Source organism: Enterococcus sp. DIV0008 (assembly GCF_050542615.1).
Lineage (GTDB): Bacteria > Bacillota > Bacilli > Lactobacillales > Enterococcaceae > Enterococcus_D > Enterococcus_D innesii.
This window is the reverse complement of sequence record NZ_CP172937.1, coordinates 987,594-1,002,500: the sequence shown is the minus strand read 5'-3', so window position 1 is coordinate 1,002,500 and position 14,907 is coordinate 987,594. Positions and strand designations below refer to the sequence as shown.

Annotated in this window: 8 protein-coding genes, 1 tRNA gene and 2 rRNA genes (1 of these 11 cut by a window edge); all 11 read right to left on the bottom strand. The window is 42.6% G+C overall.

The genetic code is table 11. The annotated features are described in order from the left end of the window. Nucleotides 1-1,084: ribosomal RNA gene (locus IGI84_RS04695) — 23S ribosomal RNA — on the bottom strand (it extends 1,831 nt beyond the left edge of the window). A 179-nt stretch (nucleotides 1,085-1,263) separates the two neighbouring features. After that, nucleotides 1,264-1,336 (bottom strand) — tRNA-Ala (locus IGI84_RS04690). A 76-nt stretch (nucleotides 1,337-1,412) separates the two neighbouring features. Then, nucleotides 1,413-2,972: ribosomal RNA gene (locus IGI84_RS04685) — 16S ribosomal RNA — on the bottom strand. The 16S and 23S rRNA genes sit together here with 1 tRNA gene alongside, the layout of an rRNA operon. Nucleotides 2,973-3,587: 615 nt before the next feature. After that, complete coding sequence (locus IGI84_RS04680; protein ID WP_430600847.1) at nucleotides 3,588-5,093, bottom strand: HAMP domain-containing sensor histidine kinase; 1,506 nt, start codon at nucleotides 5,091-5,093, stop codon at nucleotides 3,588-3,590. A gap of 14 nt (nucleotides 5,094-5,107) precedes the next feature. Continuing rightward, nucleotides 5,108-5,794 carry a response regulator transcription factor gene (locus tag IGI84_RS04675; RefSeq protein WP_005229193.1) on the bottom strand — a complete coding sequence of 229 codons (687 nt, stop codon included), beginning with the start codon at nucleotides 5,792-5,794 and terminating at the stop codon, nucleotides 5,108-5,110. A 139-nt stretch (nucleotides 5,795-5,933) separates the two neighbouring features. Next, entirely contained in the window at nucleotides 5,934-7,355 is a 1,422-nt protein-coding gene (gene gndA / locus IGI84_RS04670; protein WP_005229192.1) for an NADP-dependent phosphogluconate dehydrogenase, read from the bottom strand. Between the two features lie 183 nt (nucleotides 7,356-7,538). Beyond that, nucleotides 7,539-7,718 carry a 50S ribosomal protein L32 gene (rpmF, locus tag IGI84_RS04665; protein WP_005229191.1) on the bottom strand — a complete coding sequence of 60 codons (180 nt, stop codon included), beginning with the start codon at nucleotides 7,716-7,718 and terminating at the stop codon, nucleotides 7,539-7,541. A 56-nt stretch (nucleotides 7,719-7,774) separates the two neighbouring features. Next, on the bottom strand, nucleotides 7,775-8,335 hold the full coding sequence (locus IGI84_RS04660; RefSeq protein WP_010749661.1) for a YceD family protein: 561 nt from the start codon (nucleotides 8,333-8,335) through the stop codon (nucleotides 7,775-7,777). A 195-nt stretch (nucleotides 8,336-8,530) separates the two neighbouring features. Next, nucleotides 8,531-10,315: a pyruvate kinase gene (pyk, locus tag IGI84_RS04655; protein WP_077454197.1), complete on the bottom strand. Its 1,785-nt coding sequence runs from the start codon at nucleotides 10,313-10,315 to the stop codon at nucleotides 8,531-8,533. Between the two features lie 82 nt (nucleotides 10,316-10,397). After that, entirely contained in the window at nucleotides 10,398-11,360 is a 963-nt protein-coding gene (pfkA, locus tag IGI84_RS04650; protein ID WP_005229169.1) for a 6-phosphofructokinase, read from the bottom strand. A 161-nt stretch (nucleotides 11,361-11,521) separates the two neighbouring features. Further along, the gene (dnaE, locus tag IGI84_RS04645) at nucleotides 11,522-14,833 is read right to left on the bottom strand and encodes a DNA polymerase III subunit alpha (RefSeq protein WP_430600845.1); all 3,312 of its coding nucleotides are present in this window, start codon (nucleotides 14,831-14,833) and stop codon (nucleotides 11,522-11,524) included. Nucleotides 14,834-14,907 lie beyond the last annotated feature (74 nt).

Here is a 14,907-nt window from a genome sequence, read left to right as displayed (position 1 = left end):
GTGCAACCCCACATCCTTTTCCACTTAATAGTTATTTGGGGACCTTAGCTGGTGGTCTGGGCTGTTTCCCTTTCGACTATGGATCTTATCACTCACAGTCTGACTCCCGGATATGAATGAATGGCATTCGGAGTTTATCTGAATTCGGTAACCCGAGATGGGCCCCTAGTCCAAACAGTGCTCTACCTCCATCATTCTCAATTCCGAGGCTAGCCCTAAAGCTATTTCGGAGAGAACCAGCTATCTCCAAGTTCGTTTGGAATTTCTCCGCTACCCACACCTCATCCCCGCACTTTTCAACGTACGTGGGTTCGGTCCTCCAGTGCGTTTTACCGCACCTTCAACCTGGACATGGGTAGATCACATGGTTTCGGGTCTACGACAACATACTCATTCGCCCTATTCAGACTCGCTTTCGCTGCGGCTCCGTCTCTTCAACTTAACCTCGCATGCTATCGTAACTCGCCGGTTCATTCTACAAAAGGCACGCTATCACCCATTAACGGGCTCTAACTTGTTGTAGGCACACGGTTTCAGGATCTATTTCACTCCCCTTCCGGGGTGCTTTTCACCTTTCCCTCACGGTACTGGTTCACTATCGGTCACTAGGGAGTATTTAGCCTTGGGAGATGGTCCTCCCGGATTCCGACGGAATTCCTCGTGTTCCGCCGTACTCAGGATCCTCCTAGGTGTTATCCAAATTTCGCCTACGGGGTTTTTACCCTCTTTGACATACTTTTCCAAGTATTTCGACTATCTGAATAGACTACCATATCGGAGTCCTACAACCCCAACAAGCAAGCTTGTTGGTTTGGGCTTTTCCCGTTTCGCTCGCCGCTACTCAGGGAATCGAATTTTCTTTCTCTTCCTGCAGGTACTTAGATGTTTCAGTTCTCTGCGTCTACCTCGACTGCGCTATGTATTCACGCAGACGTAACATCCTATAAAAGATGCTGGGTTCCCCCATTCGGAAATCTCTGGATCATAGCTTACTTACAGCTCCCCAAAGCATATCGGTGTTAGTCCCGTCCTTCATCGGCTCCTAGTGCCAAGGCATCCACCGTGCGCCCTTATTCACTTAACCTTTGACCTTACGGTCGGTTTTGAGTACTTCTTCTAGCGATAGAAGGTTGCTCAAGAAAATAAGCGTTGAACTTATTAAAAAACTCTTTTAACATTTCAACTCGGTGTGTGTTACTTGTTTTGATTCTTTCTTCGATATCCAGTTTTCAATGAACAAAGCTTAACGACCATTGTCGTTAATGGAGCCTAGCGGGATCGAACCGCTGACCTCCTGCGTGCAAAGCAGGCGCTCTCCCAGCTGAGCTAAGGCCCCGGGTATTTACTTGAGAGTAGACCTCTCAAAACTGAACAAAGGCAAACGATGTGTAGTCTTCCGAAATATTCCTTAGAAAGGAGGTGATCCAGCCGCACCTTCCGATACGGCTACCTTGTTACGACTTCACCCCAATCATCTATCCCACCTTAGGCGGCTGGCTCCAAAAAGGTTACCTCACCGACTTCGGGTGTTACAAACTCTCGTGGTGTGACGGGCGGTGTGTACAAGGCCCGGGAACGTATTCACCGCGGCGTGCTGATCCGCGATTACTAGCGATTCCGGCTTCATGTAGGCGAGTTGCAGCCTACAATCCGAACTGAGAGAAGCTTTAAGAGATTAGCTTAGCCTCGCGACTTCGCAACTCGTTGTACTTCCCATTGTAGCACGTGTGTAGCCCAGGTCATAAGGGGCATGATGATTTGACGTCATCCCCACCTTCCTCCGGTTTGTCACCGGCAGTCTCGCTAGAGTGCCCAACTAAATGATGGCAACTAACAATAAGGGTTGCGCTCGTTGCGGGACTTAACCCAACATCTCACGACACGAGCTGACGACAACCATGCACCACCTGTCACTTTGCCCCCGAAGGGGAAGCTCTATCTCTAGAGTGGTCAAAGGATGTCAAGACCTGGTAAGGTTCTTCGCGTTGCTTCGAATTAAACCACATGCTCCACCGCTTGTGCGGGCCCCCGTCAATTCCTTTGAGTTTCAACCTTGCGGTCGTACTCCCCAGGCGGAGTGCTTAATGCGTTTGCTGCAGCACTGAAGGGCGGAAACCCTCCAACACTTAGCACTCATCGTTTACGGCGTGGACTACCAGGGTATCTAATCCTGTTCGCTCCCCACGCTTTCGAGCCTCAGCGTCAGTTACAGACCAGAGAGCCGCCTTCGCCACTGGTGTTCCTCCATATATCTACGCATTTCACCGCTACACATGGAATTCCACTCTCCTCTTCTGCACTCAAGTCTCCCAGTTTCCAATGACCCTCCCCGGTTGAGCCGGGGGCTTTCACATCAGACTTAAGAAACCGCCTGCGCTCGCTTTACGCCCAATAAATCCGGACAACGCTTGCCACCTACGTATTACCGCGGCTGCTGGCACGTAGTTAGCCGTGGCTTTCTGGTTAGATACCGTCAAGGGATGAACATTTTACTCTCATCCTTGTTCTTCTCTAACAACAGAGTTTTACGATCCGAAAACCTTCTTCACTCACGCGGCGTTGCTCGGTCAGACTTTCGTCCATTGCCGAAGATTCCCTACTGCTGCCTCCCGTAGGAGTCTGGGCCGTGTCTCAGTCCCAGTGTGGCCGATCACCCTCTCAGGTCGGCTATGCATCGTTGCCTTGGTGAGCCGTTACCTCACCAACTAGCTAATGCACCGCGGGTCCATCCATCAGTGACGCAAAAGCGCCTTTCAACTTTCTTCCATGCGGAAAATAGTGTTATACGGTATTAGCACCTGTTTCCAAGTGTTATCCCCTTCTGATGGGCAGGTTACCCACGTGTTACTCACCCGTTCGCCACTCTTTTTCTTTCGATGGAGCAAGCTCCGGTGAAAGAAAAAGCGTTCGACTTGCATGTATTAGGCACGCCGCCAGCGTTCGTCCTGAGCCAGGATCAAACTCTCATAATGATTTGTTTGAATGACCATACGGTCATTAAGCTCATAAAAATTAACTTTGCTAGCTATTGCTTGCATGTATTTGTTTCAATAAATTGAAACGTCCTACACATTGGTTCGTTTGCTTGCTTTGTTCAGTTTTCAAAGGTCTACCGTGCTGTGTTAGCAACTTTTATATCATATCAGAGCGACGTTTGATTGTCAACTCTTTTTTAAAAGTTTTTTTCAAGAAGTTGTTATTTAACTTCTTTCTTAACCTCAGCGACTTTTTCATCTTACCATCTCAAACGTTATATGTCAAACACTTTTTTTGAAAAGTTTTTTTGATTTATCAGGTTTTTCAGAGATGATATTTTTTCGACTTTGTTATAATAACACTTGTAAATTGTTTCGTCAACAACTATTTTAAAAATAGATCAATCAGTGATTGTTACAAATATCTTAACAAGGACAAGTAATAATATAGCAATTCTTAAAGGAAAAATCAACTAAAAAAATAGGCTTTTTGACAACTATTTTTATAAGCGAATTATTCATTACCAAACGTTTCGAACGTTCGTTTATAAGCAGTGTTTCGCCACTAAATCTATCATTTAAGAATGAAAAAAGAGAACTTAAGCTTTTTGCTCAACGTTCTCTTTTCGTCCGATCTTCCGTTTGAAGGATCGGTATATAAATCCGAAAGATTGTTCCTTGGCCAATGACACTCTCCGCCGTGATTTTTCCTTTATAGCTTTCTAATAGTTGTTTTGCTATAGATAATCCCAGGCCATTGCCACCTTTGGTTCTAGCACGGGCTTTATCTACTCGATAGAAACGATTAAAGATCTTATCGAGGTCTTCTTTGGAGATGCCTTCCCCGAAATCTTGGATGGCAATTTCAAAAGATTGACGATCCAATGAAATGGATAGATGAACTTCTTTTCGATCAGTGGAATATTTTACTGCGTTATCCAAGACAATAATTATGATCTGTTCAAAATGATTGCGATAGATTTTCAGCTTCAACTCATGATACAAATCATCATCCAATGTAAAGACAAAATCCGGATACAGTATTTTAAAGTTATTGAACACTTGATAGACAACTTCTTTTGCATTAGTTGTTTCATTTGCATAATGAACATCCACTTGTTCCGCTCTTGAGAGATCCAACATTTCCTGTACGAGCGTCTTCATTCGACTGATCTCTTGCATACTGGCTGCGAGGGACTCATCCAAGATCTCTGGATCATCTTTTCCCCAACGCTGCAACAAATTCATATGTCCTTCAATGATTGCTACAGGTGTTCGCAATTCATGAGAAACATCTTCAACAAATCGCTCTTGCTGCTCAATGTACAGGCGCATGCGATCTAACATTTCATTGAATATATCTGCTAAATCAGATAACTCATCGTTGGTATTCAATTCTGGCATATGCACGGTTGACTGCGGGTTTTTCCGGACGGTTTCCATCGTATCCCTTAGTACCTTTAACGGCTGAAGGAAATACGCTGATAAAAAGAACCCAAGCACACTGCTGAGAATCAGAGAGACAACTTCTAAGATAATCAAAGTCAGCAGCAGTTTGCTGCGTATTTCATAAAAAGAAGTCAATTCATAAAATGTTTGAGCATAGCCAATCCGCTCTCTGGTGCCTTTTGAATAAATAGGTTGGATCGAAAGAAAGCCGGTGATGCCATCTAGTGTTACGATGGTTGGCGCTTTACGTTGTGTGTCGATCAAGGCTAAATCATTTTCATGAGTCTTAAACACAAGGTCCTCATTCAAATTATAAACAAACAGGCTCAATGATGCTTGGCCTAATTCCGAAATAAAGGAGTCGATTTTCATTAAGTTGCCATCGATCGTTGAGGTTCGATCATAGATGCTCGTCGTCCCCGCATCATTTTTTGTTAAATTACGATACGTTCGAACGAGTGTTAATTCTTGGTCCGAATTGGCTAGACGGGAAGCAACTTCTGACATTGTCCGCTCAACATTGTTTTCTTCTTTAGCGACAATCAAATTTACGGAGGTCTTATAGGTGATCACCGCAAAGATCGTAAATACGACAAATATAAAGAAAGAACTTGCGAAGGCCCACTTTACAGTTAAAGAAGGCCCCTTCAGTTCTTTTAATTTTTTCATTCTTTTTTTAAGGTTCACGACCGCATCACATAGCCTGTACCACGAACGGTTTGGATGTAGCTTTCCTCCCCTGGTACATCAATTTTATTACGTAAATAGCGGATGTAAACATCGACAACGTTGGTTTCCACTTCTGTCTCATAGCCCCAGACTTTGTTTAATAAAACATCTCTGGCTAAAACGACATTGACGTTTTCCATTAAAGTCAACAACAGCTCGTATTCGCGTTTCGTTAGTTCAATGACATCTGTTCCACGACGAACGACACGGTTTTCTTTTTCAATCGTTAGATCGCGGTAAGTGATCGTAGTTTGTTTTGCGACGTTTTTGTCCCCTTCGATATCGATACGGCGAAGCAACGCACGTAAGCGTGCCAGCAATTCTTCAATTGCAAAAGGCTTCACAATATAATCATCAGCACCATGATCCAAACCTGATACTCGATCAATCACGGAATCTCTTGCGGTCATCATGATGATCGGGGTGTTTTTCGATTGACGCACGCGGCGGCAAACTTCTAACCCATTTAACTCAGGAAGCATTAGATCCAATAAGATCGCATCCCATTCATTATTCAGTGCCGCATCCAGTCCCGTCCGTCCGTTGTAATGAACTTCGGTATTGTACCCTTCATGCTTCAATTCCAATTCCACAAATCGAGCTAAGTTCTTTTCATCTTCAATGATTAGAATATTACTCATTATTGATAGCCCCTTTATTGATTATTCTGCCTTTAAATTAGACATTATCTGTCTTATTTTATCATGTATCTAAAAAATAAAAAAGAGATTGACCGAAAGTTCTCACTTTCGGCCTTTCTCTTTTGGATTCTCTTAAAGCTTACGCTTCGTCATACCATGAATAATGGAAAATTCCCTCTTTATCTGTCCGTTCATACGTATGCGCACCAAAGTAATCCCGTTGCGCTTGGATCAAGTTCGCTGGCAATCGATCAGAACGATAAGAATCGAAATACGCGATCGCCGATGAGAACGTCGGCACAGGTACACCTGCTTGAACAGCTAGTGCAACTACTTCACGTACAGAAGATTGATAACGTTTCGTAATATCTTTGAAGTAGTCATCTAATAGTAAGTTTTCAATGTCGGCATTCTTGTCATAAGCATCCGTGATTTTTTGTAAAAATTGCGCACGGATGATACAGCCTGCACGCCAAATTTTGGCAATTTCACCAAAAGGAAGATCCCAATCATACTCTTTTGATGCAGTACGTAATTGCGCGAATCCTTGTGCATAGCTCATGATCTTACTGAAGTATAAGGCTTCGCGGATCTTATTGATAAACTCTTCTTTGTTTCCTTCAAAAGCAACTGCTTCTGGTTTTGGTAAGACTTTGCTGGCATTAACCCGTTCTTCTTTGTAAGCCGAAATATAACGGGCAAAAACAGATTCAGTGATCAATGGTAGTGGTACGCCTAGGTCTAAGGCACTTTGGCTTGTCCATTTCCCAGTTCCTTTATTACCAGCAGCATCTAAAATTACATCAACGATTGGTTTGCCTGTTCCTTGATCGTCTTTACGGGTCAAAATATCCGCTGTGATCTCAATTAGATAGCTGTCTAATTCACCTTTGTTCCATTCAGCAAAAATATCAGCCATTTCATCAACAGATAGACCTAAAATGTTTTGCATTAAGTCATAAGACTCAGCAATCAGCTGCATGTCCCCATATTCGATCCCGTTGTGAACCATTTTTACGTAATGGCCTGCACCGTTTGGTCCAATATAAGTCACACAAGGGGTTCCATCTTCAGCTTTTGCAGAAATTTGCTCCAAGATTGGTGCAACCAATTCATACGCTTCTTTTTGTCCTCCTGGCATGATTGAAGGACCTTTCAAGGCGCCTTCTTCCCCACCAGATACACCTGTACCGATAAAGTTGATTCCTGAGTTTGCCAACTCTTCGTTACGACGAACCGTATCTTTAAAGAAGGTATTTCCGCCATCGATCAAAATATCGCCTTTGTCTAGATGAGGCAATAGTTCTTGGATCGTTGCATCTGTCGCAAATCCTGCTTTTACCATTAATAAAATACGACGTGGTTTTTCAATAGATTGAACAAATTCTTCTATCGTATAGGTTGCTTTAAAATTTTTATCTGGATGTTCTTTTACTACTTCTTCTGTCTTTGAACCAGTACGGTTAAATAAGGCAACTGAATAACCGCGGCTTTCGATGTTCAACGCTAAGTTTTTGCCCATAACAGCCATACCGACAACGCCGATTTGTTGTTTTGTCATCTTTCATCCTCCTAAGATTCAATTATCTTTTTCATTATAGCGCAAATGTACCTGCTTTTGAACTATTCTCTTTCGCTGGACAAAAATATTTCTGAAAAGTTCCATATTCGTCAAAAAAACAAAAAAACCTCAGGCTCCATGGTTAGCCTAAGGTTTTAGAATCCTCTTTCTGAAAAAAAGGAATTATGCTTCTTTTGTTGCTACGTCTTTGCCATCGTAATGACCACAGTTTGAGCAGACATGGTGGCTTTTTTTCATTTCACCACAGTTTGCACATTCGTTCAAACCGTTGATTGTCAATTTGTAATGTGTACGACGTTTTGCTTTCTTCGCTTTCGAAGTTTTTCTAGCTGGTACTGCCATTTTGCTACACCTCCTTGTTAATGAACGCAACCTTGAGGCTGCAATTTATTCCAATCCTACGCGTTATCGTCATCTGATTCATTGAATAATTCGGATAATTTTGCAAGACGAGGATCAACTTGTTGAGCTTGCGCTTCTTTTTGATTTGCAAAGTCTTCTTCTGACAAAACAGCCCAATCGTTGCCAGATGGCATTGCTGAACCTTGCTTTTCTTCTTCTGTCAGGACTTGCAAAGGAATCGCAAGTAATAGGTTATCAGCGACTGATTCATCTAAGCTGATGGTTTGACCTTCAATGATCAAAACCTCTTCTTCGACGATCGTTTCATCGCGACGCTGAAATTGCTCTGGTGTCATGAATTGTTCATCCACTGAAAAATCAAAAGGAATCGCTACAGGTGTCAAAGAACGAGTAGATGGCAATGTCATCGTCGTTTCTACTTGATAGTGTAGCAAGTATCCTTGCTTATCAACACTCATCAGCCCTTTTACTTTTACAGGAGACAAATCAATGATCTGTCCATCGCGTTTTATCAGTTGACTCTTTAAGTCAAGTGTTTCTTCAAACATCAGCGGTGTCTCTTGGTATTTTTTTAATTCCAATAAAGACCATTTCATTTTTATCACCCCTAAGCAACAAAAGCAATTATACAGGGCTTCTGAGGCTTTGTCAATGAAATTTTCTTGACACCTTTTTCATTTTTGATCGTGTCATTTTACTGCCCTTTCTCAAGGGATTTCGACTCTCTCAAAAAAACAACAGGAAGCGCACAACGTGCACTTGCCTGTTGCTTGATCAATCGTTAAAAATCATTAGATCGCTGTTGTTTCTCCACGATAAACGATACCGCGACGAGAATCAAGAGTAACCAATTCGCCATCTTTGATGGTAGTTGTTGCGTCTTTGGCACCAACGATGACTGGTAGATCTTTCGCGATTCCGACAACTGCTGCATGAGAAGTCAAGCCGCCATCTTCAACAACTAATGCTGCTGCTTTTTCGATTGCTGGCATATATTCTTTATCTGTTGTTGGTACAACTAAAATCATGCCATCTTTTGCTTTCGCAATTGCTTCTTCAGCACTGTGAGCGATCACGGCATTGGCAACAACTGATTTTTCACCAATCCCTTGCGCTTCAAGCAATTTTGAACCGATCAATTGGATCTTCATTACGTTGGTTGTTCCGCGTTCACCAACAGGAACACCGGCTGTAATCAAGATTAGATCGCCTTCTTTAGCAAAGCCTAAATCAACTGCTTGTTTTGCTGCTAATTCGAACATTTCATCGGTTGTTGACGGTTTATCAGCAACCGTTGGATAGACACCCCAGTTAAGCATCAAGCCACGTTTTGTCCGTTCGTCAAATGTGACAGCTAAAATGTCAGCATCTGGACGATATTTAGAGATCATTTTCGCAGTGTAACCTGATTCAGTTGCTGCAACGATTGTTTTAACCCCTAGGTTTTTCGCCGCACGTGCAACAGATAAACCGATTGTTTCTGTTACATCTGTTTTATCGAATTGGTTGATTTGGAATGTGCTGTTTTCTGATAAAGCTTTTTCAGCTTCAACGTCGATACGTGCCATTGTCGCTACTGCTTCTACAGGGTAGTCACCGTTTGCTGACTCACCAGAAAGCATTGTTGCATCAGTACCGTCAAAGACAGCATTGGCAACGTCAGAAGCTTCCGCACGAGTTGGACGTGGGTTTTGTTGCATTGATTCTAACATTTGTGTTGCTGTGATAACTGATTTACCAGCAGCGTTACATTTTTTGATGATGCTCTTTTGAACCATTGGTACTTCTTCAGCAGGGATCTCAACACCCATGTCACCACGAGCAACCATGATACCATCAGAAACTTTGATGATTTCATCGATATTGTCGATACCTTCTTGTGATTCGATTTTAGAGAAGATTTGCACATGAGTCATGTCTTTTTCTTCTAAAATTTCACGAATTTCTAAAACGTCTTGCGCTTTACGTACAAATGAAGCGGCAATGAAGTCGATATCGTTATCAAGACCAAAACGGATATCTTCTGCATCTTTTTCAGTAATACCAGGTAAGCTGATTGATACGCCAGGAGCATTGACCCCTTTACGTGATCCTAACATTCCAGCATTTTTAACAACAACCACTAATTCACGAGTTGCTTCGTCTTTTTCTTTGATTTCCATGTCGATCAAGCCATCATCAAACAAGATGTGTCCGCCCACATGAACATCTTCAAATAAACCAGGATAAGTTACAGCAATTTTTTCTTTTGTTCCTTTGTGTTCTGGATCCATTGAAATGCGTGTTTCATCGCCAACGTTGAATTGGATGTATCCAGCACGACCAAAGTCTGCTTCTGTCGTATTTTGTACAGTTGTACGGATTTCAGCACCTTTTGTATCTAAAAGGATACCGACATCTTTACCAGTTTTCTTTACGGCTTCACGAACCATTGTCATACGCGCTAATTGTTCTTCATGATCTCCATGAGAGAAGTTAAAGCGGAAGACATTCGCACCGGCTTCAATCAGTTGAGAAATAATTTCCACACTGTTACTTGCTGGTCCTAATGTACTTACGATCTTTGTTTTTTTCATTACTAAACGCTCCTATTCATTTATTTAAAATAGCTAATAAGCTTTTTTTACAAAATTACTGTTGCGTTGCTTAAAAATCTCTTTAGAATGAGATTTCTTTGTTCAAGTTATACAAGCTAAGGTCTGGTTTGTGACGATTGTTTTCAAGGGTATCGATGATATCAGAAGCAATCATTTCATTGTTTTCGATACCGATACATAGACCGCCTTTGCCTTGTTGCAATAATTCAACAGCATATGAACCAAATTTACTTGCTAACACACGGTCACGAGCGCTTGGTGAACCACCACGGACAACGTGTCCTAGAATTGATACACGGGTATGGAAATCGCCGTATTCAGAAAGTTTGTCAGCAAAATCATTTCCGCCCATCACACCTTCGGCTAAAACGATCAAGCAATGTTTTTTCCCGCGGTCGCGTCCTTCACGGATACGATCAGCAACAACTTGCATGTCAAAATCATGTTCTGGAATGATGATTTCATCCGCACCACCGGCCACACCTGACCATAAAGCGATATCGCCAGCACCGCGACCCATTACTTCGATCACAAATGTGCGGACATGTGATGTCGCTGTATCACGGATACGGTCAATCGATTCCAAGACAGTATTAATTGCTGTATCAAAACCAATCGTGAAATCTGTTCCTGGAATGTCATTATCGATCGTTCCTGGAATCCCGATTGCTGGGAAACCGTGGCGAGTAAGTGCCATCGCACCATGGTAAGAACCATCTCCACCAATCACGACTAGCCCTTCAATGCCAAATTTCTTTAATTGTTCGATTCCTTTTAATTGTCCTTCTTGTGTCGCAAATTCTGGATAACGTGCTGAATATAAGAATGTTCCACCACGTTGAATTTTGTCACCAACATCAGCAACATCTAAGCGACGAATGTCGCCTGCGACTAGTCCGGCATAGCCATAGTTGATTCCGTATACTTCAAGTCCGTCAAAAATACCCTTTCTGACAACTGCGCGAATCGCTGCGTTCATTCCTGGTGCATCGCCGCCACTGGTTAGAATTCCAATGCGTTTCATTATTCTTTCACCTCATCAAAAGATTTTGTTTAGGGAAGCCCCTGTTTGCTAGTTTTCAAGTAATAACCACGAGACATATTCTACCATTATTCCATGAAAATGTCTTGAAATAGTGGGAAAAAGTTGAAAAAAGTGTAAGTTGAATTGCCGTTTTCGGAAAATTACTTGAAAATTACATTTCCATTTCCTAATAATGCCTTCAGTTGTGTGACAAAGTCTGGCTCATCCGTCACCCAGTTTTCTTCTGCTAACAACACTTTCTTGCCACTGCTTTCATAGAACATCACCACTGGAATATTTCCGTGATGCTGCTTCATTTCCTTCGACAATGCTTGCAGGTGCGACGTTTCAGCTGCAGCAGAAATCTTTAAGTAGCAAGTTTGTGACGCAATTTTGTTCTGAACGTTTTCTGCTAAGTCTATTTTATCAGCAATGAGTTGGATTTCACCATTGTAACGACTTACCTCGACCTTTCCTTCAATATAGAGAACAGCATTTTCTTCGATCAAGGAACGCACTTGTCGATAAACGATGGGAAAAATCGTTACTGAAACTTCCTTGCTGGCATCCGTTCCTTCAACAAACGCCATTTGTTCGCCTTTTTTTGTACGAATTTCCCGAATCTTTCGGACATACAAAAGAATACGCACTCGTTCGTTTGGAACTAGATCAGCAATATCCGTGATTTGTTTCAATTGGTGCAATTTTTGAAACTGTTCCACGGGATGACCAGACAAATAAACACCTAAGTATTCTTCTTCCAAAGCCAGTTTTTCTTCCAGTTTGTAATCGGTAACTGCTTCTTCTTTTAATGCCATAGTTTCTAAAAGATCCAAACTGCCGCCACTATAAGTAATATTTTGGATCTTTCCTTCTAGCTGGATCAGTGCTTGTTTTCGATTGGGGGCAATCACATCGAATACGCCAATACTCAAAAGCGGCAATAAATAATCCAATTTTAACCATTTGCTGTTCCGCTGATTCAAGCGAAGCAAAAATTGATCCATAGACGTGAAATTGCCATGCTCTTTTCGTTCTGCCAAAATGTCTTGGATCATGTCGCGCCGAATCCCTTTGATACTGCTGAACCCAAAACGGATTTGTTTCTCGTTTTGCAGTTGAAAACTAAACCCACTGGTATTGATCGATGGTGGCAGCACTTCTACGCCGTAACGTGCGGCTTCATTTAAGTATTCTTTCATTTTGCTGGCAGTGTTGCGTACCGAATGTAGGATCGACGCAAAAAATGGTGCCGGATAGTGTACCTTCAGATAGGCCATTTGAAAGCCGATAAAGGAATAGGCAAACGCATGGGATCGATTAAACCCATAGTTGGCGAAGCGTTCAATATAGTCATAGACCAAATTGGCGGTCTTTTCGTCATAATGATTGGCTAAGGCGCCTTGCACAAAATGACGACGTTCCTCATCCAAGACGTCTTTTTTCTTTTTACTGATTGCTCGCCGCAAAATATCTGCTTGTCCTAAGCTGAAACCAGCCATTTTGGAAGCTACTTGCATGATCTGTTCTTGGTAAACAATGATTCCGTAGGTGTTTTGCAAGATTGGAATCAAGCTGTCATCCGGATAAGAGACCCGCTCTTGTCCTTTTTTCCGCTTAATAAAGGTATCGATATTTTGCATCGGTCCTGGACGATACAAGGCATTGACTGCGGCAATATCCTCGATACTTTCTGGTCCTAACTTACGCAGCACATTGCGTATTCCCGCTGATTCAAATTGGAAGATCCCTGCGGTCTCGCCTTTTTGAAACAAACGCAATGTTGCTGGATCATCAAGAGGAATCTCTTTTTGGGTTACGATTTGTTGGCTGATTCGTTTGATACCTTTCAAGGTATTATCAATGATCGACAAGTTTCTCAAGCCTAAAAAATCCATCTTCAATAGGCCGATGGCTTCTACGTCATTCATGGTAAATTGGGTCAGCCAGATCCCATCGCTGCCTTCTTGTAAGGGAACCAGATCAAGTAAATTCTTGTCACTGATCACCACACCAGCGGCATGAGTCGATACGTGACGTGGCAAGCCTTCTAAAATTTTGGCGACTTGAAACATTACTTGGTTGCGCTCATTAAACGACACCAATTCTCGCAGCTGATTGGATTGTTCATAAGCAAGATCTAAGGTCATTTTCAAGGCATTGGGGATGGCTTTTGACCAGCGATTGGCTTCACTTTGCGAAAGACCAAAGACACGAGAAACATCTCGCAGAACCATTTTGGCCGCCATGGTGCCAAACGTGGCGATCTGTGCCATATATTCTTGCCCGTATTTTTGGCGCACATATTGTAAAATCTCATCTCTGCGATTGTCAGGAATATCTAAATCGATATCAGGCATCGTGTAACGTTCTGGATTCAAGAATCGTTCAAACAAAAGATCGTATTTGATTGGATCTACGTCGGTGATCGATAAAACATATGCCACCAGTGCGCCAGCAGCCGATCCCCGTCCAGCTCCGGTAACAATTTCTTGTTGGTGGGCAAAGTCCATGACGTCCCAAATAATCAAGAAGTAATCATCAAAGCCCATCTTATGGATGACAGACAACTCATAATCCAAACGCTGTTCGTACGCCGATGTAACGTGGGCAACACGTTGAGGCAGACGTTCAAAACAAATTTTCCGCAAATAGTCCGCAGCATTTTCTTCTGCTGGTAACGGGTAATGAGGCAATAGCCGCTGATGCAGTGGCAGCTCGACGGCGCATTCAGCTGCAATCCGCTGATTATTCATCAATGCCTGCGACGCTTCGGCAAATGCCGCAGTCAATTGGTCTGCCGGTTGTAAAAAAAACTGCGTAGTCGCTTGCTCTTTTGCCTGACGAAAGTCTTCAATTTGCGAGCCCTCTTTGATATGGGTCATCACTTTGACTGCAAAGGCTTCTTCTTGTGCTAAAGCCGCGATGGGTTGATAGGCACATGGTGCAATGTTTTGCTCGTTAAACCAAGCGATCGTTTCTGGATCTAGCCCCTTGCTAGTAATGCCTAAAAACAAGCTCTCAGAATCAAATTTATGGCTGATTGCTTGCAGTACTTTTTGATTAGCTTCTAAATCATCGTGCTGAGACGGCAAAAAGCCTTCGCCTTCAGGCAGCAAACCAAAGAGATCCTGCAAAGAATCACAAGCAGCTAAATTCAACTGCTCGGTGATCATTTTTTCACTTGATAAACGCATCAAGGTTTGATAGCCCTTGAGGTTTTTTGCAAATACGTACAATGGAAAGGACATTGATTCCTCTCCGAAGGTACAGTCGAACAAAGCGCCAAAAATCGGCTTGATGCCCTGTGCTAGGCATTGTTGATAAAACTCGACCGCGCCATAGAGAACATTATGATCGGTCAGACCCAATGTCTGATAGCCCATCTTTTTGGCTTGCTCTATATAGTGAGGAATTTTGATCGTACTTTGCAGCAACGAATAGGCGCTTAAGGTGGTGAGCTGTGAATACATTGAAATCCCTCCAAAAATGAAAATTCTCTTTCTTTCTGCTAGTAAATAGATTTGAAAAACAAAATGAAAAAGTG